This window comes from Actinoplanes sp. NPDC021490, from assembly GCF_055562135.1.
This window is the reverse complement of the sequence record NZ_JBVHFW010000002.1, coordinates 277,262-296,439: the sequence shown is the minus strand read 5'-3', so window position 1 is coordinate 296,439 and position 19,178 is coordinate 277,262. Positions and strand designations below refer to the sequence as shown.

The following is a 19,178-nucleotide window of genomic DNA, read 5'->3' as shown; positions in this document are numbered from 1 at the left end:
CGACTTCCCGACCGCGGCGACTTCCCGACCGCGGCGCATTCCCGACCGCGGCGCATTCCCCACCCCGGCGCACCCGCTCCTTGAGCAGATGTCCGTCCCGCCCGGATCTGCGTACCGGCTGAGGTCGCGCGTGGCCGGCCGGCGGCATGGCCGACAGGAGCGCGCGCGTGGCCGGCTGGCCGCTACAGCGTGGCCAGCCACTCGTCGATGGGGGCGGCCACCTCGGCCGGCATGCGGCGTGCCCAGGTGAAGTGATTGACCCGTACGCCGTCGGCCGAGCGAACCTGCATTCGCTCGGCCTTGGCTGCGCGTTTGGCGAGCAGGGCGACCGCGCGCGGGTTGATCAGATCGTCGCCCTCGATGTCGAGCATCAGCCGCGGCGTCGTGAGGCCCGCGAGTGCTGCCTCGTAGTCGAACGTGTCGCCGTGCAGGCGGAAACGTCCATGGCTGGCCTCGTACGCCCAGTCGCGCATCACGGTGCTGGGCTGGCGTCCGCCGAAACCGAAACGGTGGCCGGGCCAGTAGCCGAGAGTGCGCGTTACTGTCCGTACGACCCGGATTCCGGCATAGCGCTGCACACGCAGCCGCGTCCCGAACTCGGCGCTGCACAGGCTGGTTCCGGTCGCGATGGTGACCACTGCGTGCGGTGCGACCGTGCCCGCGGCCGTCGAGAGCAGGGCGAGCGCGCCGCCCATGCTGTGGCCGATCAGGATCGTTCGCTCAGCCTCGCGCACCTCGGGCAGCGCGAAAATGGCCGGCAGATCCGTGCGGATGATGTCGGAGTAGCCGAAGCGACCCCGGCGGATCCCGGCGATCGGGCTCATCGGCTGGCCGCGGTGCTCGATCCCGACGACGCGCCGCCCGGCCGCGGTCCAGACGTCGAACAGCTTGGCGTAGTACGACAGCGGCACACCCAGGGCCGGCAGGAACACGACGGTGGTGCCCTGGCCGGCGTCGGCCGAGGGCTCGCGGAGCTCGTAGCCGATGGTGTGGCCGTCGGCGGCCCGCACGGTGCTGGTCATGATCGGGAGCCTACTGTGCGAGCTCGTTACTGGGCAGATTGCAGATTCTTCGGAGAGCCGCTTATTGGGCAGATCGCAGGTTCTCCGGCAGGGCCGCGCCCACGACCAGGCCCGCCTCGCCGGCGGCGGCCAGGGCCTCCTGAAGCACGAGTCGTTCCGGGCGTTCCTGGCGGCGGGCCAGCGCGGCGACGTCGTCGAACTCGGGCATGACCTGCACGACCACGCCGTCGCGATGCGCGACCTTGACCGGGATGCGCGTGTCGCCCACGGTGACGTCGGCGAACGCGCGTTCCAGCGCGACCTTGCCGCGCGGGCTGTGCCGGACGCCGAGCGTGCTGGTGTCGCGGAAGATCTGGTCACGCAGCGGACCGGCCAGGCCGGGCGGACAGAGAACGCTCAACGTGTGCGCGGGGCGGCCCTTCTTCATGACGATCGGCACCAGCCAGGCGTCGGAGGCGCCGGCAGCGAGCAGGCCGGTCAGGATGCCCGGCCAGAGCCGCGGGTCGAGGTCGTCGACGTTCGCCTCGAGCAGCACCGCCGCGCCGGCCGGCTCACTGGGCTGGGGTGTCTGCACTTCCGAAGCGATCGGCCGCGGTGTCCCCGCCTGGATGCTGCCGATCATCACGCGGACGACGTTGGCGTGCCCGGACGGGTCGCGGGTGCCCGCGCCGACGCCGACCGCCTCCAGCGTCATCGGCGGCAGCGGCTCGCACGCTCCGGCCAGGGTGCGCAGCAGGGCCAGCCCGGTCGGCGTGGCCAGTTCGCCGTCGCCGCCCGCCGACACCTGCCACCCCTTGGCCAGCTCGGCCACCGCGGGTGCGGGCACCGGCAGCCGCCCGTGCCGGGTGCGGACCGTGCCCGATCCGAGCGCGACCGGCCCCGCCGAGACGGTGCTCACGCCGAGATCGGCTATCGCCGCGCAGCAACCGACCACATCGGCGATCGCGTCGAGCGCGCCGACCTCGTGAAAGTGCACATCGTCGGGCTTCATGCCGTGCACACTTCCCTCGGCCTCGGCCAGGCACCGGAAGACCGCCAGGGCCATCCGGGTGTCCGTTCCTGCGCGTCCGAGCATCTCGCGCACGTCGTGCCAGGTGCGGTGCGGCGGGTCGTCGACGAGCGGTTGCACCTCGGCCTTGACCGCGCGCAGCCCGCCCCGCGTGACCTCGCGGGTGCGCACTTGCACGGTTCCGCCCGAGACGGCGTCCACCGCGGACTGCACGACCGTGAGCGAAGCGCCGGCATCGAGCAGGGCGCCGAGCAACATGTCACCCGCAATCCCGGCCGACGCGTCCACCCACGCATGCCGCCTCACGGGCGATCCACCGTCGGGCCCGGCCCGTCAGCGGCCAGGTCCAGCCCGTCAGCGGCTAGCTCCGGTCCGTCAGCGGCTAGGTCCGGTCCGTCAGCGGCTAGGTCCGGTCCGTCAGCGGCCAGGTCCGGCCCGTCAGCCGCCGGGCCCGCGTCGCCGTCTGTGTTCCCTAGCACCACCGCTTCACTGCTGGCGGTGCTGGGTGGCGCGGCGTTTTCTGTGGCAGTGCCGCTGCTGGGTGGGACGGCAATGTGGTCGGGGGCCTCGCTGGCCGCGGCGTTGAGCGGGGCGGCGGTCTCTGGGGCTGGATTGTTGGTTGTGGCGTCGGGCGGAGTCTTGAGTGGTGTGGCGGCCTCACTGGGCGTGGCGCCAAGCGGGGCGGCGCTGTCGGCGGTGGTTTCGCTGTTTGGAGGGCTGGGCGGGGCGGCGATCTGGGCGGCCAGGTGACCCGCGCCGTAGCCGTTGTCGATGTTGACTACGGCCACGCCGGGGGCGCAGGCGTTCAGCATGGTCAGGAGGGCGGCGAGACCTTCGAAGGCGGCGCCGTAACCGACCGACGTCGGCACGGCGACCACGGGGGCGGAGATCAGGCCGGCCACGACACCGGGGAGCGCGCCGTCCATGCCTGCGACGACCACGACTGCGCGGGCGCGGCGCAGAGTGCCGACGTGGCCGAGGATCCGGTGCAGACCGGCCACGCCGACGTCGACGATCAGCTCCGTGGCCCGGCCGAGGTACTGCGCGGTCAGGGCCGCTTCGCGCGCGACGGGCAGGTCAGACGTGCCGGCGGCTACGACGACTACGGGCTCGCCGGTGGGGGCCGGTGGGTGTGGTGGCCAGGCCAGCAGGCCCGCGACCGGATCGTGGAAAGCGCTGGGGAGTGTCGCCAGGACTGCGCGAGCGTGTTCGTTTCCGGCGCGGGTGAACAAGGTGACGCCGTCGGACCGGTCGCGTAGCGCCGCGGCGATGCCTGCCACCTGCTCGGGTGTCTTGCCCGCGCAGTAGACGGCCTCGGGGTAGCCGCGCCTTCGGGTCCGGTCCAGATCCAGGTGCGCGTAGGAGGACAGGTCGTCGGTCATCGGCCGGTCCCGGCCGCCGGGCGGTCCTCGGTTCCAGCCCGGGCCGAGCTGGGCGGGGTGGAGGCGCCGGTGGACGTGTTGGTGAAGGCGCCGGTGAACGCGCCGGACTGGATGCCGACCAGGTCGAGCGTCACGAAACGGAAGCCCGCCCCGGTCACAGCCTCGACCACTTGCGCGCGCATCGGTTCGACGACGGCCCGTACGAGGTCCTCGGCGGGTAATTCGACCCGGGCGACGTCGCCGTGGTGGCGTACGCGAAGATCGCCGAAACCCAGCCGGCGCAACGCCGCCTCGGCCTGCTCGACCTCGCTCAGCTTGCGGGGGCTGACGATCTCGTAGTGCGGAATCCTCGATGCCAGACAGGGCGCCGCGGGTTTGTCGGCGCACGGCAGTTCGAAGGCGCGCGCGATGCGGCGTACGGCCGCCTTGTCGAGACCCGCGTCGGCCAGCGGCGTCAGCACACGATGCGCCGCGGCCGCCTTCGCCCCGGGCCGGTCGCGGCGGCGTACGTCGTCGGCGTTCTCCCCGTACGCCACCGCGTCGAGCCCGTGCCGCGCGCTGACCTGGTCGTCGATGCGCGTGAACAGTTCGTCCTTGCAATGGAAGCAGCGATCCGGGCCGTTCGCGCGGTACGCGTCGCGCTCACCCTCGTGCGTCTCGACCTCGATCACCGGTACGCCGATGTGCCGCGCCACCCCGTGCGCGGCCGTCCGTTCGTCCGCGGCCAGGCTGGGCGAGACGCCAAGGATCGCGCACACTCGCTCAGGTCCGAGTGTGCGAACGGCCAGCGCGAGCAGCACCGACGAATCGACCCCGCCCGAGAACGCCACGCCGAGCCGTCCGACCCCGCGCAGTTGCTCCGCCACGTGGGTCAGCGCCCGCTCGACGTCGGGTGGATCCGGATTTGTCACGCTGTCATTCACGCCGCCCGTCCCGGTCGCAGGCAAGGGGTTGCCATTTGTTGCGCCTGTGAGCTCACCGATCGAGATTAATCGCTGGCGGTGGCCCGCCGCAGCCGACATGCTCCAGGACTGTGCCGTCCGACGTAATCGACCTCTTCGACCGGCTCGCCGGTTCGTACGACGAGGTGCTGCCCTTCTTCCGCGAACTCGGCCGTGGCCTGGCCGATCGGCTTCCGCCGCCGGCGCCCGGCGCGCGACTGCTCGACATCGGAGCCGGCCGCGGGGCGGTGGCGTTCGCGGCCCGCGAGCGCGGCTACACGGTGACCGCCATCGACGCCGCCCCGGGCATGGTCGCCCGGCTCGGTGCGGGCCTGGACGCGCAACTCATGGACGCCGCCGACCTGCGCTTCGCGGACGCCACCTTCGACGTGGTCACGGCCGGTCTGGTCGTGCACCTCCTCGACGATCCGCCGGCCGCGCTGCGCGAGGTGCGCCGGGTGCTCAAGCCGGGTGGGTTGATCGCCTTCACCGTGCCCGGGCGGGTGCCCGACGGGTTCGAATTCGCCGACGGCGCCAACGAGCTGTTCGCCGAGTTCGCCGTTCACCTTCCCCCGGGTGGCAGCATGGGCCGGCCGTTCGACGAGTTCGAGGAGCTGGCCCGGGCCGGCTTCGCGGACGTCACCGAGACCGACCTGCGCGTCGACCTGCCCGTTCCCGACGCCGAGACCGTGTGGCGGTGGTATCAGACGCACGGGGCCCGCAAGTTCCTCGACGACCTGCCCGCCGCCCGCCGCGAAGAGTTCCGGACCCGGCTGCTGGCCGACCTGAACGGCCGTGACCGCCTGACTCTGCACCGCTATGCGTGGTTGTACACCGGCCGGGCGTCGCTTTCACGCATTATCCAAACGGAGTCTTTGGAGTAGGACAGCAATCCGGTCGACCCTAACGCCATTATTGCCAGTCAATATCGCTAGCGATGCGGTCGAGGGTGCGCCAGTCGGCCACCCGCGCGCCCCAGTTCCTCAAGCTCGAACTCGTCGTCCCGGACGCCGCTCAGGAACGCCGTCCACTCCGACCTCGTGAACGCCAGCACAGGACCGTCCGGGTTCTTCGAATCGCGGACGCCGATGACCCCGTCGACCAGGACCACCTCGACGCAGTTCGTCTCGGAGCTGTTCCTGGACTTGCGCCACCGGGCCCCGCGAAAATCGGGCCGATGCATGATTCTCCACCTCCAGAGATGGGATCGCTTCCCCCAGCCCATCGTATGGAGTAAACGGAGTGTCGCTATGTCCAGCGACTGTCCGGAAGTCGACTGTTAATTGATCGCAGTCAATCACTTGTATTTCCGAGAAGGGCCCGCGCGGCCGCTCGTCGCAGCTTGCCGGACGGAGTCTTGGGCAGCGAACCGGGCGGCAGGATCCGCACCGCCGCCGGCCGCGCGTCGACCTCCGCCACCACCCGGGCCGTGACCTCTTTGGCGATCTGAGCGGCGGTGTCCGCTTCGCCGGCCTGACGGGACTCGGCCAGCACCGCGAACGACTCGCGCGCCACCCCGTCCCCGGCCGACAGGCGGACGGCGGCCACGTTCCCCTCGCGTACGCCGGGAACTGCTCCGGCCGCCCGCTCGATGTCGGTCGGATAGATGTTGCGGCCGCCCATGATGATCACGTCTTTGCGCCGCCCGCACACCACGATCTGCCCGTCGGCCAGATAGCCCTCGTCGCCGATGTCGAGCCAGCCGTCGGCGTCGCGGGCCGGCTCGAACCCGGCGGGCGTGATGTAGCCGTCAGTCACCGACTCGCCGCGCAGCTGGAGGCGGCCGACCTGACGTTCGCCGAGCGTCTTGCCGTCGTCGTCGACCACGCGCACCTCGACGCTCGGATAAGGCCGGCCGAGCATCGGGAGCTCCCGCGAACCCGGCTTGGCCAGGCGGTCCCGTTCGAGGGCGACCGGATCGACGCTGTCGAACGCCATCGGATCGGACACCTCGGACAGCGAGATCGCCAGGGTGCTCTCGGCGGCGCCGTAGCAGCAGTTCACCGCGCCGGGATCGAAACCGAACCGGGACGCGGCGGTGACGAACGCGCGCATCGTGGCCGGATCGATCGGCTCGGCTCCGTTGCACGCGACGCGCAACGTGGACAGGTCGAGCGTGCCCGGCTCGACCCGCGCCAGCTGGCGGGTGAGCACGGCCCACGCGAAATTGGGCGCGGTGGTGATCGTGCCGCCGTACTTGCTGATCAGCTCGGCCCACAGCAGCGGCCGGCTCAGAAAATCGGCGGGCGTGACGCAGACCAGCTCGAGGCCGCTGAGCATGGGCAGCGCCAGGCAGCCGATCATGCCCATGTCGTGGAACATCGGCAGCCACGACACCATGACGCCGTCCTCGCCGCAGCGCAGATGCTCGCTGGAATCGGTCAGGTTGGCGAACAGGTTGCGGTGCGTAATGCGGACGGCCTTGGGTTCGGCCGTCGAGCCGCTGGTCAGCTGGAGCAGGGCCGGGCTGTCCTCGTCGGCGCCGACCGGCGTGGCCTCGTCGCCCTGAGCGAGATCGGCCAGATTCGAGTGCCTGATCCCGTACGCATCCAGGATCGGCGTTATCTGCTCGAAAGGCGCGCCGACGACGACCAGCTGCGCGTCGATCATGCGCAGGACGCGCAGGGTGTCGTCGCGCCAGATGGTCAAATCGGTGCGCGGGGTCGGCTGGTGCAACATCGTCACGCTGCCGCCGGCCAGCCAGACGCCCTGCGCCACCGGGGCGATCTCGGCCGGCATCCCGGCCAGCACGGCCACCGCCTGCCCCGGGCGCAGACCGTTCGCGATCAGTCCGCCCGCGACGCGACGCGCATGGGCGTGCAGGTCGGCCCACGTGCGCCGGACCGCCTGGCTGGGCTCGCCGGTCACCATGCCGGTGCGGGCCCGGGCGGCGTTCGCCACCACGCCCTCCACGAAACGACTCACGCGACCCCTCCCACGGTGGACGGCTTCGAATCCGCCCTCACGCTACGCGGCCACCCTCAAGATCGCGTCCCGTTGTCCACAGGGGCCGATGCGTTCCCGTCGCCTGTGGATAACCCGCGGCTGGGCTCAGGTTTGCGCTACCGTGCGGGCCAGCCCCCTGGGAGGGCGGGGACTGTCCAGTTGGGGACGGGGGGTGCGCTTGGCCGCGACGATCGTCCGGCCCGGCGAGCTGCGTGCGCGCGTCGATTTGGCGGGACGGTGGGTGCGTCTGCCCGCTACGACCGCCCAGCCCGGCGAGCTGCTGCGTGCGCCTGGGACTCGGCGTGGACGGTGAGTGCGTCTGGCCGCGACGACCATCCGGCCTGGCGAGCTGCTGCGTGCGCCTGGGACTCGGCGTGGACGGTGAGTGCGCTTGGCCCCCACGACCGTCCGGTCTGGCGAGCTGTCTGCGCGCTGCGGCTGGCCACCAGGACTTGCGCATTCGGTCGTCGATGTCGGACCGCGGCCGACGTGCCGATCAGATCTCCAGCTGCTGCTCGATAAGGCGCAGCCGGTGCCGCGCCATGGCCAGATTGGCGCGATCCCGGTGCAATGCCAGATAAACGAACAGGCCCCGGCCGTCCGGTGAGGTGACCGGCCGGATCAGGTGGTATTGCGAGTCGAGGGTGACCAGAATGTCCTCGACGCTTTCCCGCATTCCGAGCATTTCCAAGGTACGCAGTTTGGCGCGCAGCACCTCGGTATTGGTGGCCGCCGCGACCGAGGTGTCGAAGCCGAACCCGCCGCCCGCCGTCCCGAGTGCCATGCCGCTGGTCCAGTCCACAACTGCCACCGCGATCGCGCCGTCGACCTGCAACGCGTCCTTGAGTGCAACGTCCATCTCGGCCATGCCCCGTGTGCTCCTTCCGTACGCCTGGAGCCAGCATGACGGGGAGCGGCGGGTGTCTATCGGACAGCGGGTCCGTCGTGGCCGCGTACGGGAAAGCCATGGTGTTTGTGTGCGGGCCCCGAATTGAAGAGTTCTGCAATTGGGCAGATCACCAATTTCGGATCGTCGCGGGGCCGGGCCTGCTTATCGGGCCGCGCCGGGAATTCCGTAAAATCGCCGGCACGCATTCAGGTGGGGGAGACGTCGATGTCAGTGCCGCTCTACCAGGCGAAGGCCGAGATGTTCCGCACGCTGGGCCACCCGGTGCGGATCCGGGTGCTCGAACTGCTGCAGGCCGGGCCCCGCCCCGTACGGGATCTGCTCTCCGAGATCGACGTCGAGCCGTCCAATCTGTCGCAGCAGCTGGCCGTTCTGCGCCGCACCGGGGTGGTCGTGTCGTTCCGCGACGGCAGCCTGGTCATGTATGCGCTGAGCACCCCGGACGTCGCCGATCTGCTGGCCGCCGGGCGCCGCATTCTGGGCGCCGTGCTGGCCGACCGGGACGGTCTGCTGGCCGAGCTGAACGCCCACACACCGGCCGACGGGGGCGCGCCCACCCGATAGGGTGCATCGATGAACCGCACCGCGCTGGTCACCGGCGCCTCGTCCGGCATCGGCCTGGCCACGGCGGCCGCGCTCGTGGCCAAGGGCTATCGGGTGCTCGGCACCAGCCGCGATCCCGGCCGCATCGAAAAGCCGGTCGAGGGTGTCGAATATCTGCCGCTCGACCTGTCCGACCCGGCCTCGATCGAGGCGCTGGCCGAGCCGCTGCAAACGGTCGACATCCTGGTCAACAACGCCGGCGAGAGCCAGTCCGGCCCGTTCGAGGAACTACCCGCCGAGGCCTTGCGCCGCATTTTCCAGATCAACGTCCTGGGTCCCGTACGGCTGGCGCAGCTGGCCCTGCCCGGCATGCGGGAACGGCGTTACGGCCGGGTGGTGATGGTCGGTTCGATGCTGGCGTCGTTCCCGTTGTCCTACCGTTCGTCGTATGTCGCGACGAAGGCGGCCATCAAGGGTTTCGCCAACGGGGCCCGGCACGAGTATTCGCCGTACGGGGTCTGGTTCACCACGGTGGAACCGGGTTCGATCGCCACCGGAATCAGTCAGCGCCGCACCAGTTACATCGAGCCGGATTCGCCGCACCGCGCCGATTACGAGCGCATGCTGGCCGCGCTGAACCGCAACGAGTCAGCCGGGGTGCCCGCCGGAACGGTCGCCACGACGATCGTCGGCGCGATCGAGGCGGACAAGCCCAAGCAGCGGTACGCGGTGGGCAGCAACGCCGCCGTGGTGTTCCCGCTGAGCCGGCTGGTGCCGGCGGCGCTGGTCGAGAAGCTCACGCATCGGCGGCACGATCTGGCGCGATAGGGCGGGCCACGTACCCACTCAAGTCCCCGCGAAACCGGCCGAACTGGTAGTTGTGCCGAGAATGTTGTCCGCCCGCTGGTGGGCCGTCTGGCTCGCCGTCGGCAGCGCGGCCACGGTGGTCTACCCGCTGCTGCCGCCGGGCTGGGCCTCGGTGGTGCTGTCCGCCCTGGTCTCGGCCGGGTCGGGCGCGACCATGCTGGCCGCCGCACGACGCGGCCGCACGGCCGGGGCGTGGTATCCGTTCGCGGCCGGCATCTTCGTCTGGATGGCCGGCGACATCGCCTACGCCGTGCAGGGCGCGCACGGCACGCTCACGTTCCCGTCGCCGGCCGACGCCTGCTACCTGGCGGCCTATCCGCTGCTGGCCGTGGCGCTGTTCCGGCTCACCCGGCAGCGCGGCCCGCTCTGGTCGGGCAGCCTCATCGACTCGGCCATCATCGCCGTCGCCGTCGGCATCGTGTACTGGGTGCTGCTGATCGCGCCGATTCTCGCCGACGGCTCGGCCCCGCTGCTGACCCGGCTGGCCACCGCCGGCTATCCCACCGCGGGCGTGCTGCTGTGCGCGGTCATCGTGCCGATCCTGCTGCGGCGCGGGCACCGCACGCCGAGCCTGTGGATGCTGACCGCCGGCAGCTGCATCACCCTGGCCCTCAACGTCATCTACACCCTGATGCCGGGCGTCACCGCCTTCCTCGGCTCGTTCCTGTTCTCCGGCTACCTTTTCGCGTACGCCCTCTGGGCCGCCGCCGCCGCGCATCCGTCGGCGGCCCAGACCGTCGCGGCCGACAACGACAGCCTGGGCCGGGCCCGGCTGGCCGTGCTCACCGGCTCGATGCTGCTGGTGCCGGCTCTGCTGCTGGTGCAGGGCAAGCGCGGCAGCACCGACGACAGCTGGCAGGCGGTGGCGTTCGGGTCCATGGCCCTGTTCGTCCTGGTTGCCACCCGGCTGTACGGCTATGTCTCGCGCGTCGACAACCAGGCCGGGCAGCTGCGCGACCAGGCGACCCGCGACGACCTGACCGGCCTGCCCAACCGCCGCGAGTTCGAACGGCTGGCCGGCGCGGCGGTCGACGCCGAACCGTGCCAGGTGATGATGCTCGACCTGGCCGGTTTCAAGCACCTCAACGACCGGCTCGGCCGGGCCGTGGGCGATCAGGCCCTGGCCGCGGTGGCCGACCTGTTGCGCACGAGCGTCCGCGAGGGCGACCTGGTCGCGCGGATGGGCGCCGACGAGTTCGCCGTCCTGGTGCGGGACACCCGGCCCGGCGAGGCCGAAACGGTCGCGGCGCGCCTGGCCGACCTGGTGCGCCGGCCGGTGCACGCCGGCGAGCACGAGCTGCTGCTGAGCGCGCGGGTCGGGGTGTCCTCGGGCAGCGACGTGACCGCGGCCGAGCTGGTCCGGCGGGCCGACACCGCCCGGTACGCGGCCAAGGCGGCGGGCGGGCATCTGGTGGTCTACAGCGCCGAGCTCGACGAGCGGGCCGAGGCGGCCGAGCGGCTCGGGGCCGACCTGCGGCACAGCCTCACCGACGGCGACTTCCACGTCGTCTACCAGCCGATCGTCGAGCTGGGGGACGGCCGTACGGTGGCGGTGGAAGCTCTGGTCCGGTGGATGCACCCGGTGCGCGGATTCGTCAGCCCGGCCACGTTCATTCCGGTCGCCGAGGACAACGGGCTGATCGTCGAGCTGGGCGAATGGGTCATGCGCACGGCGTGCCGGCAACTCGCCGTCTGGCGGCAGGAGCAGGGCCAGGCCGCCCCGGAGTACATCAGCGTCAACGTGTCGGCCCGGCAGCTCAGCGAGCCCGGCTTCCCACGGGTGGTGGCCGCGATCCTGGCCGAGCACGCGCTCGAGCCGGGTTCGCTGCTGGTCGAGGTGACCGAAACGGCGATCTTCGGCGGAGGTGTGGCCATCGAGGCGGTCGAGGCCCTGCACCACGCGGGCGTGCTGATCGCGCTGGACGATTTCGGCACCGGCCACTCGTCGCTGGGCCTGCTCCGCACGGTGCCGGTCGACGTCCTCAAGGTCGACAAGTCGTTCGTCGACGAGATCGCCGGTGGCCGGGCCGTCATCGTGGACGCGCTCATCCACGTCAGCAACGGGCTGGGCCTGCGCGCGGTCGCCGAGGGTGTGGAGACCGCCGAGCAGGCCGATTACCTGCGGTCGCTCGGCTACCGGTACGGGCAGGGCTACTACTTCGGCAAGCCGGTGCGTGAGCCCGAGTTCGCTAGCCGGCTGTCGCAAGCTCGGCGATGATGCGGGCGGCCTCGGCCTCGTCGGTGGTCTCGCGCCCGGCGTCGGCCGTGCCCAGCGACACGCCGCCGGTGCCGGGCAGGGTGCGCTTGGCCGAGGCGTGCACGGCCGGGACCCCGGTCCGCACGATCGCGGCGACCACCTCGGGGCGTACGCCTCCGCCCGCCATGATCTCGATCCGGCCGGCGGCCTCGGTGACCAGGCGGGCCAGCGCGGGCAGGGCATCGGCCACGCTGGTCGCGCCGGCCGACGTGAGGATGCGGCGCACCCTGAGTTTCACCAGGTCGTCGATCGCCCCGGCCGGGTCGGCGAGCGTGTCGAAGGCGCGGTGGAAGGTCACGTCGGCGCCCGTGTCGACGATCCGGCTGACCAGGTCGGCGTCGACCCTTCCGTCCCGTACGCCGCCGATCACCACACCGGACGCACCGGCCGCGAGCGCATGGCGTACGTCGGAAAGGGTCGTCGCCACCTCGTCGGGCGAGTAGTCGAAGCCGCCGGGCCGCGGCCGCACCAGAACGTGCACCGGCGGGATGCCCGGGGTCGCCACGGCCGCCTCGATGAACCCGAGCGACGGCGTGACCCCGCCCAGCGGCAGCGCCGAGCACAACTCGATCCGGTCCACACCGGGGCGTGCCGCGACGGCCAGCCCGTACGCGTCCTGAACAGCCAACTCGAAGGCAACCATCAGGGCGCGTTCTCCACTTGTCTGGGCGGGGCGGGACCGGCCCAGTATTTCATCGATCTCCCGCGTTGGTCGTCACCGACTCGGCGCGACCACGATCGCGTGGCTCCGGGACGACTTTCCGGCTTCTTGCTCGAACTCTAGTTAGGGGCATGCTAGAGATAGAGCATGGCTCGGCCCAGGATGACTTTGCAGACGCAGCTCGTGCTGCGTGCCCTGCTCGAGAACCCGGCGCATGAACGTTACGGGCTCGAGCTCTCGACCGCGTCGGGACTGCCCACCGGCACCATCCATCCGATCCTGGCCCGGCTGGAAAAGATCGGGTGGCTGGAGTCGCGCTGGGAGGACGTCGACCCGGCACACGAGGGACGGCCCCGCCGGCGTTACTACCGGCTCAGTCCCGACGGCGCCGAGGTTGCCCGCCAGGCCCTCGCCGAGGCACGTCTGCCCGTCGGGCGTTTCCTGGGCTGGGGCCAGAAGCCGGGGCTCGCCCAAGGGGGACACCCGTGACCGGCCGACCGATCCCCGACATTCCCGAGCTGCACGGTTCCCGCGGTGATCGCGCCGCGCTGTCCCGGGCCCTGGGCAGCCGGTCGATGCAGAAGTTCCTGCTCGACGTCATCCGGCTGCCCTCGTGCACCCGGCAGGCGATCATCTGCGTGCGCATCCTCGACAACGCGGTCTTTCACGAGCGACTGCTCGACGATGTCCTGATCGACAGGCTCTTCCAGAACCTCGAAGAGATCTTCGTCGCCCTGGCCGACGAGTCAGCCGACGACTCGCTGGTCCTGCACCTGGCCCGGTGTGCCGAAGACATTCGCCAGCTGGCGCAGCAGATCGCCACCGAGCGTCAGTCCGTCCCGGTGCCGGTCACCGACGGCCGGGCGGTGCCGGTGTCGAGCGCGGTGCGCCTGACCCAGATCTCGGCTCGCGTGCTGCCGGCGGCCGAACGGTCGCGCTACGACGAGGAATGGCGGGCGGAGCTGTACGAACTCGCACTGGCCGGCGCCTCACGCTGGGCGCAGCTCGCCTACGCGCTCCGCATTCTCAACGAGGCGTGGGTGCTCCGGGCCGAGCTCAAGGCGCCCGCCCCTCAGCGGATCCGGCCGTGAAAGCCCTCGCCCTCGCCGGTGCCGGCAGCGCGGCCACCGCGGCGGCCGCCCTGGGTGGGCCGGCCCTGGCCGGTCTGGCCGCGGTCCTGACCCTGACATTGATCGCGCTCTGCTGGGTCGTGGCCAGCCCGGCCCGCACGGCCAACCTCGTCGAACTGGTCCGGGCCTTCCGCCTGCCCGCCGCGACCGGGGCACGTCCGCGCCGGTTGCGGGCGTCGACCGAGCGGGCGGACAACGATCAGACGGAGGCCGCCCGCTGAAGGAGTTCGCTGGTGGCGGCCCACAGGCGGCGCTCGCGGTCGCGGTCCACAGCCACCGGACGGACCTCGGTCAGGCGCTGGCGGACGACGAACGCGCCGTCGCGCAGGCCGGCCCATCGGGCGTCCAGGGCCATCGAGGCCAGCTGGGGGCCGGAGCTCCCGGGGGTGGCCACGCCGGGGATGCGGGCGATGCCGCGCATGACCGCCTGCGCGGCCGCGGGGGCGCCCCGGCCCAGGGCGGTGCCGGGCATCCAGCCGGGCTCGAAGACCGTGACGTCGATGCCGTCGCCGACGTGCCGCTGCAGCTCGTGGGCGTAGTAGAGGATCGCCAGCTTGGCGTTGGAGTAGGCGACACCGGCCGAACCGGCCGCCGGCCGCGCGATGTCGAGCGGGTCCGCCCACTTGGCCTCGGGAACGCTCAGCAGCCGGCGCCAGAAGTTGGCGTGATAGGTGTTCGAGCCGAGCATGACGATGCGCGCGGGCCGGTCCAGCACGTCGACCAGGTCGCCGATCAGCTGCGCGTGCGCGAGATAGTTCACCGCGAACGTCATCTCGTAGCCGTCGGCCGACGCTTTGCGCGTGTCGGTCGTCATGGCGCCGGCGTTGGCGATCACGGCGCGAAGCTGCCGCACGGCGCCGGAATCGAGCATTTCCCGTACGGTCGTGGCCGCGGCCCGCACGTCGGCCAGCCGGGCCAGGTCGCAGCCGATCTCGTGCACGGTCGCGCCCAGTGCCCGGGCCTCGTCCGCGACGTCGGTCAGGGCCGGGCCAGGACGGCCGACGAGCAGCAGATCGGGGCGCTCGGCCGGCGGGCGGGCGGCCAGGGCCAGGACGGTGGAGCGGCCCAGACCGCGGGTCGGGCCGGTGATCAGCACGGTTGTCATGCCGTTCAGCCTGCGGTCGTGCCGCGGCGGCAGGCAGTCGCCCGGTTGTCGTAGGACTGGCAGGGCCAGGACAACCGCCGGGCCGGCGCGCAGACTCGACCGTATGGAGTCGTGGGAGTTCGGCCGGACGCTGCGCCGCTGGCGTGACCGTGTGAACCCCGAGGCGGTCGGGGTGCCGGTCGGCCGGCGACGGCGGGCCGGCGGGCTGCGCCGCGAGGAACTGGCCGGGCTGGCCGGGATTTCGGCCGACTATCTGACCCGGCTCGAACAGGGCCGCGCGACCGCGCCGTCGGCCCAGGTCGTCGAGTCGCTGGCCCGGGCGCTGCGGCTCGCCGGCGCCGAGCGGAATCTGCTCTATCGGCTGGCCGGTCACGCCGCTCCCGGGCCCGACGTGGTGCCGTCGCGGGTCACGCCGAGCGTGCAGCGCCTGCTCGACCGGCTCGCGCACACCCCGGTGGTCGTTTATGACGCTTCCTGGACGCTCGTGCTCGCGAACGCCCCGTACGACGCGCTGATGGGGGCGACGACCGGCTGGCGTGGCCTGGAACGCAACGCGATCTGGCGCAATCTGCTCGAGCCGAACACCCGGGTCGTGCACACGCCCGAGGAGCAGGCCGAGCATGTGCAGCGGCTGATCGCCGACCTGCGCCTGACCGCGTCGCGCTACCCGGCCGACCGGGCGTTGCGCCGGCTCGTCGGCGAGCTAGCCGGGGCCAGCCCGCGCTTCGCCGAGCTGTGGGACAACGACGTGCCGCCGCCGGCGCCCGGCGAGACGTCGAAGCGCAAGATCATCGACCACCCGGCGGTCGGCCGGATCGCCCTCGACTGCGACACCCTGATGGTGGCGGTCGACGATCTGCGCATCACGGTCTACACCGCCGAGCCGGGCACCGGGGACGCCGACCGGCTGGCCCTGGCCGTCGTGGTCGGAACCCAGTCGCTGACCGCGGGCTGAGCCGCCCCGGCCGGCGATCACTCGTTGCGCGCCACCTCCGGGCCGGTGATCTGGCGCAGCAGGGGAAGGGTCAGGCTGATCACGCCGAGCGAGGCGGCCAGGCCGATCAGCACGACGCCGTAGAAGGCGAAGCCCGGCGGCCGCAACGACTCGCCCATCTGCGCCCGCAGGAACAGATGCGCCGCCAGCAGGCCCGCGCCCAGGGCCACGGCTGACGCGGCCAGCAGCGGGGTCACGCTCTCCAGGGCCACGACCCGCCGCAGGGTGGACAGCGGGACGCCGGTCAGGCGCAGCATGCTGAACGGCCGCTTCCGTTCGCTCAGCCCGCCGGCGATGCTGACGGCCAGACTGCACCCGGCGATGGCCAGGCTGGCCAGCACGACCACATCGGCCAGGCGTTTCCAGCCGTTGAAGACGCGGGCGTCCTCGGCCCGGCCCTCGTCGTCGGTGTACGGCGGCATCGCGGCGGGGATGGCGTTCTCGATCGTCGTCCGGGCCCGGGCCAGGGTGGCCGCCGTGCCGTCGGTGAGCGTGATGAACGACTCCGCGCGCAGCGACGGCAGGGCCGCGGCCGGGATGGCGGCGGTGGGCCAGATGCCGGTCCAGTCGTCCGGGCCCTGCAGGTCGTGCCACGTCCAAGCCACCTCGGCGCCCGGCGCGCACCGGCCGTTCGACGGCATCCGGGCGATGTCGGCGCAGGCGGCCAGGGTGGTCGGGAAACCCCAGTCGCCGATGTCGCCGCGGGGCACGGGCATCGATTCGGTCGGCTGCCGGGTCACCGCGATCTCCCGTACGCCGGGGAGCCCGGGCAGGGCGTCCGGAACCGGGTCGGTTCCCTGGCCGCGCATCATCGTAATGAGCATCGACCGGTCGGCGTCCGGGGCCGCGGGGTAGCGCTCGGCGGCGATCGTGCCCATGATGCCGACCGCGACCGTGGTGACGAACAGCGCGATCACCAGGCCGCTGACCGAGCGGAAACCGGCCTTCGGGTTGGCGGCCAGGCGGCGGGCGGCGATCAGCGACGCGGTGCCGCCGGTCCGCCGCGCGACCAGACGCGCGCCGGCCATCGTGAGCCACGGACCGGCGACCAGCAGGCCGATCATGGTGAGGAAGATTCCTGGCAGGTACACCAGGATCTGCTCGTTCGTGGTGGGTGGCCGCCGGCCGATGAAGTAGGCCAGCTCGCCCAGCCCCAGCAGGAGCGGGACGATCCGCCACGCGCGGGGCGGGCGCGGCCGCACCTGGCGGGTCACGCCGAGCGGGGAGATCTGCACGCGCCGCAGGGCCAGCAGCGCCGCCACGACGGCCAGCGCGGGCACGCCGAGCCCCGCCCCGAGCACGATCGGGGCGGACAGGGCCAGGTCGGAGACGAACATCGGCGCGCCGGTGGACGGGATCGCGGCCACCTGTTCCCGCAACGCGAAGAAGACCGCGAAACCGCCGAGCATGCCCGCGATCGCCGACACGGTGGCCTCGACCGCGGCCACCAGGGCGATCTGCCGGGGCGTGCCGCCGACCAGGCGCATGGCCGCGAACCGCTGTTCCCGGCGGGTCGCCGACAGCCGGGTGGTCGTCGCGATCAGAATGAACAGCGGGAAGATGAGCGCGGCGGCCACCACCGCGAGGATCAGCTTGACCCCGGCCGGATCGACACCGGTGAAGCACCAGTTCTTGCACTGCGCGGGCGGTGTCGTGACGATCGTGCCCACCCTGGACACGCCGACCCGCTGCGACAGCTCGGCCGGGGACCAGCCGGCCACGGCGATCAGGGAATCGGGCGCGGGCAGGGCGGCGTCGCCGATGATGCCGGCGAGCCGGGCCGGATAGCGGTTGCCGAGCTGATCGGCGGGGGTGCGGGCCAGCCGCTCGGCCAGCGCCGGTGACGCGAAGAACTCGCCCGGGGCGGGCAGCCGCTCCAGGCCCGGAGGAACCGGTGACCGCGGCCCGGTGGCGGCCAGGTCGATCCGGCCGGCGACCTCCTCGCCGACCACGTCCGTGCGCAGCTGCCACCACAGTGGGTCCACGCCCTGCTCGGCCCCGGGTTCGTTGGCCGAGTTCAGCCACGCGTACCGGTCGGCCTGCGTGGTGACGCCACCCAGGCCGGCCAGCGCGGTCAGCAGCATGCCGACGCCGAGCGCCATCGCCACCGAGATGACCACCAGCCGGACGAGCGCCTCACGTCCCCCCGCCAGCGTGAGACGCAGCCCGAAGCGGATCATGCGACGGCCTCCGCGGTCAGGGCCAGCACTTTGCCGTCCCGCACGACCACTTCCCGATCCGCGTACGCGGCCACGCGCGGCTCGTGCGTGACGAGCACGACGGTCGTGCCCTCGTCGCGCGCGGCGCTCACCAGCAGGTCCATGACCTGTTCGCCGGTGAGCGAATCGAGCGCGCCGGTCGGTTCGTCGGCGAACAGGACCCGCGGCCGGGCGACCAGTCCGCGGGCCAGGGCGACGCGCTGGGCCTGACCGCCGGACAACTCGCCGGAGGTGCGGGCGCCGAGCCCGTCGAGGCCGAGCCGGTCGAGCCAGGCGCGCGCCTCGGCCAGCGCTTTCGGCCGGCGTACGCCCGCAAGCAGCAGGGGAAGCGCGACGTTCTCGTCGGCGCTCAGCTCGGGAACCAGCTGTCCGAACTGGAACACGAACCCGAACGTGTCGCGGCGCAGACTGCTCCGCGCGGTCTCGCTCATCCGGTCGATGCGGTGGCCGTCGAACCGGATCTCGCCCTGACCGGGCACGAGGATGCCGGCCAGGCAGTGGAGCAGCGTGGACTTGCCGGAGCCGCTGGGGCCCATCACGGCCAGGATCTCGCCCTCGCGCACGGAGATCGAGGCGCCGCGCAGGGCGGGCGTGGCCCCGAACGAGAGATGCACATCGTGGGCCTCGAGAAGGGTCTTGCTCATCGTGACCGGACCTCCTGGGCGAGCGCGTCGAGCCGGGCGGCGGTGAGGTCGATCCAGCGCAGGTCGGCCTCGATGTGGAACATGGCGTGGTCGGCCAGCAGCGAATCGACGAGGCTGCCGGTCCGCTTGACCTTGGTCAGCTCGCGCATGCGTTGCATGTGGGCGGCGCGCTGGGTGTCCAGATACTGCTCGGCCGGACGGTCCAGCAGCAGCGCCAGCGTCACCTTGGCGAACAACACCGTCTGCAGGTGCGGCTCGGGCGCGACCGGCTCGGTCAGCCAGGCGCCGACCTCGGTGGCGCCCCGGTCCGTGATGACGTAGCGCTTGCGATCGGGGCCGGCGCCCGCCTCGAGGTCGCTGATGACGACCTTGCCGTCGCGGGCCAGCCGGCTCAGCGTCGAATACACCTGACCGAACGACAGGGGCTTGTCGCGCCCGAAGAACGCGTCGTAGTCGCGTTTGAGGTCGTAGCCATGGCGGGGCTCGCGTTCGAGCAGTCCGAGGAGGGTGAGCGGCACTGTCATGCCGAGGACTATACGCCGAGAGTATAC

20 protein-coding genes are annotated in these 19,178 nt (G+C 72.0%); 8 read left to right on the top strand and 12 right to left on the bottom strand.

Going from position 1 to position 19,178, the window contains the following annotated elements:
- Positions 1 to 182: 182 nt before the first annotated feature.
- From ACZ3I4_RS05835 to larE, 4 genes are all read right to left on the bottom strand, one after another.
- On the bottom strand, positions 183 to 1,022 hold the full coding sequence (locus ACZ3I4_RS05835; RefSeq protein ID WP_465380710.1) for an alpha/beta fold hydrolase: 840 nt from the start codon (positions 1,020 to 1,022) through the stop codon (positions 183 to 185).
- A gap of 61 nt (positions 1,023 to 1,083) precedes the next feature.
- A complete protein-coding gene (gene larC / locus ACZ3I4_RS05830; protein WP_465380709.1) occupies positions 1,084 to 2,337 on the bottom strand; it encodes a nickel pincer cofactor biosynthesis protein LarC in 1,254 nt (417 codons plus the stop codon).
- Entirely contained in the window at positions 2,334 to 3,413 is a 1,080-nt protein-coding gene (larB, locus tag ACZ3I4_RS05825; protein WP_465380708.1) for a nickel pincer cofactor biosynthesis protein LarB, read from the bottom strand. Before larB ends, larC begins: the two co-directional genes overlap by 4 nt.
- Positions 3,410 to 4,324, bottom strand: coding sequence for an ATP-dependent sacrificial sulfur transferase LarE (gene larE, locus ACZ3I4_RS05820; RefSeq protein ID WP_465380707.1), 915 nt, complete (start codon positions 4,322 to 4,324; stop codon positions 3,410 to 3,412). The genes larB and larE overlap by 4 nt, the downstream gene beginning before the upstream one ends.
- A 122-nt stretch (positions 4,325 to 4,446) precedes the next feature.
- On the opposite strand from larE, the gene ACZ3I4_RS05815 reads away from it, so the two are divergent.
- Entirely contained in the window at positions 4,447 to 5,238 is a 792-nt protein-coding gene (locus tag ACZ3I4_RS05815) for a methyltransferase domain-containing protein (RefSeq protein ID WP_465380706.1), read from the top strand.
- Between the two features lie 47 nt (positions 5,239 to 5,285).
- Here the strand turns inward: ACZ3I4_RS05815 and ACZ3I4_RS05810 are convergent, their stop codons facing one another.
- The 3 genes from ACZ3I4_RS05810 to ACZ3I4_RS05800 all read right to left on the bottom strand — a co-directional run bounded on the left by ACZ3I4_RS05810 (position 5,286) and on the right by ACZ3I4_RS05800 (position 8,168).
- Complete coding sequence (locus ACZ3I4_RS05810; RefSeq protein WP_465380705.1) at positions 5,286 to 5,537, bottom strand: DUF397 domain-containing protein; 252 nt, start codon at positions 5,535 to 5,537, stop codon at positions 5,286 to 5,288.
- A 110-nt stretch (positions 5,538 to 5,647) separates the two neighbouring features.
- A complete protein-coding gene (locus ACZ3I4_RS05805; RefSeq protein ID WP_465380704.1) occupies positions 5,648 to 7,279 on the bottom strand; it encodes a fatty acyl-AMP ligase in 1,632 nt (543 codons plus the stop codon).
- 517 nt (positions 7,280 to 7,796) lie between these two features.
- On the bottom strand, positions 7,797 to 8,168 hold the full coding sequence (locus ACZ3I4_RS05800; protein ID WP_465380703.1) for a hypothetical protein: 372 nt from the start codon (positions 8,166 to 8,168) through the stop codon (positions 7,797 to 7,799).
- A 246-nt stretch (positions 8,169 to 8,414) separates the two neighbouring features.
- On the opposite strand from ACZ3I4_RS05800, the gene ACZ3I4_RS05795 reads away from it, so the two are divergent.
- The 3 genes from ACZ3I4_RS05795 (at position 8,415) to ACZ3I4_RS05785 (ending at position 11,835) form a co-directional block, all read left to right on the top strand.
- A complete protein-coding gene (locus tag ACZ3I4_RS05795; protein ID WP_465380702.1) occupies positions 8,415 to 8,771 on the top strand; it encodes an ArsR/SmtB family transcription factor in 357 nt (118 codons plus the stop codon).
- Positions 8,772 to 8,780: 9 nt separating this feature from the next.
- Positions 8,781 to 9,578, top strand: coding sequence for an SDR family oxidoreductase (locus ACZ3I4_RS05790; RefSeq protein WP_465380701.1), 798 nt, complete (start codon positions 8,781 to 8,783; stop codon positions 9,576 to 9,578).
- A gap of 61 nt (positions 9,579 to 9,639) precedes the next feature.
- A complete protein-coding gene (locus ACZ3I4_RS05785) occupies positions 9,640 to 11,835 on the top strand; it encodes a putative bifunctional diguanylate cyclase/phosphodiesterase (protein ID WP_465381157.1) in 2,196 nt (731 codons plus the stop codon).
- Here ACZ3I4_RS05785 and ACZ3I4_RS05780 read toward each other — a convergent pair.
- On the bottom strand, positions 11,807 to 12,517 hold the full coding sequence (locus ACZ3I4_RS05780; RefSeq protein ID WP_465380700.1) for a copper homeostasis protein CutC: 711 nt from the start codon (positions 12,515 to 12,517) through the stop codon (positions 11,807 to 11,809). The genes ACZ3I4_RS05785 and ACZ3I4_RS05780 overlap by 29 nt on opposite strands.
- Positions 12,518 to 12,682: 165 nt before the next feature.
- Between ACZ3I4_RS05780 and ACZ3I4_RS05775 the strand changes: the two genes are divergently transcribed.
- Genes ACZ3I4_RS05775 through ACZ3I4_RS05765 form a run of 3 tightly spaced genes read left to right on the top strand, consistent with a single transcriptional unit; the run spans position 12,683 to position 13,886 of the window.
- Positions 12,683 to 13,024, top strand: a complete 342-nt coding sequence (locus tag ACZ3I4_RS05775; RefSeq protein WP_465380699.1) for a PadR family transcriptional regulator — start codon at positions 12,683 to 12,685, stop codon at positions 13,022 to 13,024.
- Complete coding sequence (locus tag ACZ3I4_RS05770) at positions 13,021 to 13,626, top strand: hypothetical protein (protein WP_465380698.1); 606 nt, start codon at positions 13,021 to 13,023, stop codon at positions 13,624 to 13,626. The genes ACZ3I4_RS05775 and ACZ3I4_RS05770 overlap by 4 nt, the downstream gene beginning before the upstream one ends.
- Entirely contained in the window at positions 13,623 to 13,886 is a 264-nt protein-coding gene (locus ACZ3I4_RS05765; protein ID WP_465380697.1) for a hypothetical protein, read from the top strand. Before ACZ3I4_RS05770 ends, ACZ3I4_RS05765 begins: the two co-directional genes overlap by 4 nt.
- Here ACZ3I4_RS05765 and ACZ3I4_RS05760 read toward each other — a convergent pair.
- Positions 13,865 to 14,770, bottom strand: a complete 906-nt coding sequence (locus ACZ3I4_RS05760; protein ID WP_465380696.1) for an SDR family NAD(P)-dependent oxidoreductase — start codon at positions 14,768 to 14,770, stop codon at positions 13,865 to 13,867. The genes ACZ3I4_RS05765 and ACZ3I4_RS05760 overlap by 22 nt on opposite strands.
- Before the next feature lie 103 nt (positions 14,771 to 14,873).
- Here ACZ3I4_RS05760 and ACZ3I4_RS05755 point away from each other — a divergent pair, with 103 nt between their 5' ends.
- On the top strand, positions 14,874 to 15,725 hold the full coding sequence (locus ACZ3I4_RS05755) for a helix-turn-helix transcriptional regulator (RefSeq protein WP_465380695.1): 852 nt from the start codon (positions 14,874 to 14,876) through the stop codon (positions 15,723 to 15,725).
- Between the two features lie 17 nt (positions 15,726 to 15,742).
- Here the strand turns inward: ACZ3I4_RS05755 and ACZ3I4_RS05750 are convergent, their stop codons facing one another.
- From ACZ3I4_RS05750 to ACZ3I4_RS05740, 3 genes are read right to left on the bottom strand one after another with little or no spacing between them, the layout of a single operon-like run.
- Positions 15,743 to 17,944 carry an ABC transporter permease gene (locus ACZ3I4_RS05750; RefSeq protein WP_465380694.1) on the bottom strand — a complete coding sequence of 734 codons (2,202 nt, stop codon included), beginning with the start codon at positions 17,942 to 17,944 and terminating at the stop codon, positions 15,743 to 15,745.
- Entirely contained in the window at positions 17,941 to 18,627 is a 687-nt protein-coding gene (locus ACZ3I4_RS05745; RefSeq protein ID WP_465380693.1) for an ABC transporter ATP-binding protein, read from the bottom strand. The genes ACZ3I4_RS05750 and ACZ3I4_RS05745 overlap by 4 nt, the downstream gene beginning before the upstream one ends.
- Entirely contained in the window at positions 18,624 to 19,151 is a 528-nt protein-coding gene (locus ACZ3I4_RS05740) for a PadR family transcriptional regulator (protein ID WP_465380692.1), read from the bottom strand. Before ACZ3I4_RS05740 ends, ACZ3I4_RS05745 begins: the two co-directional genes overlap by 4 nt.
- Positions 19,152 to 19,178: the final 27 nt, after the last annotated feature.

Excerpts from the sequence above, each read along its gene's own strand:
- ACZ3I4_RS05835 (WP_465380710.1), bottom strand. The coding sequence starts at position 1,022 with ATGACCAGCACCGTGCGGGCCGCCGACGGCCACACCATCGGCTACGAG.
- larB (WP_465380708.1), bottom strand. The coding sequence starts at position 3,413 with ATGACCGACGACCTGTCCTCCTACGCGCACCTGGATCTGGACCGGACC.
- ACZ3I4_RS05810 (WP_465380705.1), bottom strand. The coding sequence starts at position 5,537 with ATGCATCGGCCCGATTTTCGCGGGGCCCGGTGGCGCAAGTCCAGGAAC.
- ACZ3I4_RS05800 (WP_465380703.1), bottom strand. The coding sequence starts at position 8,168 with ATGGCCGAGATGGACGTTGCACTCAAGGACGCGTTGCAGGTCGACGGC.
- ACZ3I4_RS05795 (WP_465380702.1), top strand. The coding sequence starts at position 8,415 with ATGTCAGTGCCGCTCTACCAGGCGAAGGCCGAGATGTTCCGCACGCTG.
- ACZ3I4_RS05790 (WP_465380701.1), top strand. The coding sequence starts at position 8,781 with ATGAACCGCACCGCGCTGGTCACCGGCGCCTCGTCCGGCATCGGCCTG.
- ACZ3I4_RS05785 (WP_465381157.1), top strand. The coding sequence starts at position 9,640 with ATGTTGTCCGCCCGCTGGTGGGCCGTCTGGCTCGCCGTCGGCAGCGCG.
- ACZ3I4_RS05780 (WP_465380700.1), bottom strand. The coding sequence starts at position 12,517 with ATGGTTGCCTTCGAGTTGGCTGTTCAGGACGCGTACGGGCTGGCCGTC.
- ACZ3I4_RS05775 (WP_465380699.1), top strand. The coding sequence starts at position 12,683 with ATGGCTCGGCCCAGGATGACTTTGCAGACGCAGCTCGTGCTGCGTGCC.
- ACZ3I4_RS05760 (WP_465380696.1), bottom strand. The coding sequence starts at position 14,770 with ATGACAACCGTGCTGATCACCGGCCCGACCCGCGGTCTGGGCCGCTCC.
- ACZ3I4_RS05755 (WP_465380695.1), top strand. The coding sequence starts at position 14,874 with ATGGAGTCGTGGGAGTTCGGCCGGACGCTGCGCCGCTGGCGTGACCGT.
- ACZ3I4_RS05750 (WP_465380694.1), bottom strand. The coding sequence starts at position 17,944 with ATGATCCGCTTCGGGCTGCGTCTCACGCTGGCGGGGGGACGTGAGGCG.
- ACZ3I4_RS05745 (WP_465380693.1), bottom strand. The coding sequence starts at position 18,627 with ATGAGCAAGACCCTTCTCGAGGCCCACGATGTGCATCTCTCGTTCGGG.
- ACZ3I4_RS05740 (WP_465380692.1), bottom strand. The coding sequence starts at position 19,151 with ATGACAGTGCCGCTCACCCTCCTCGGACTGCTCGAACGCGAGCCCCGC.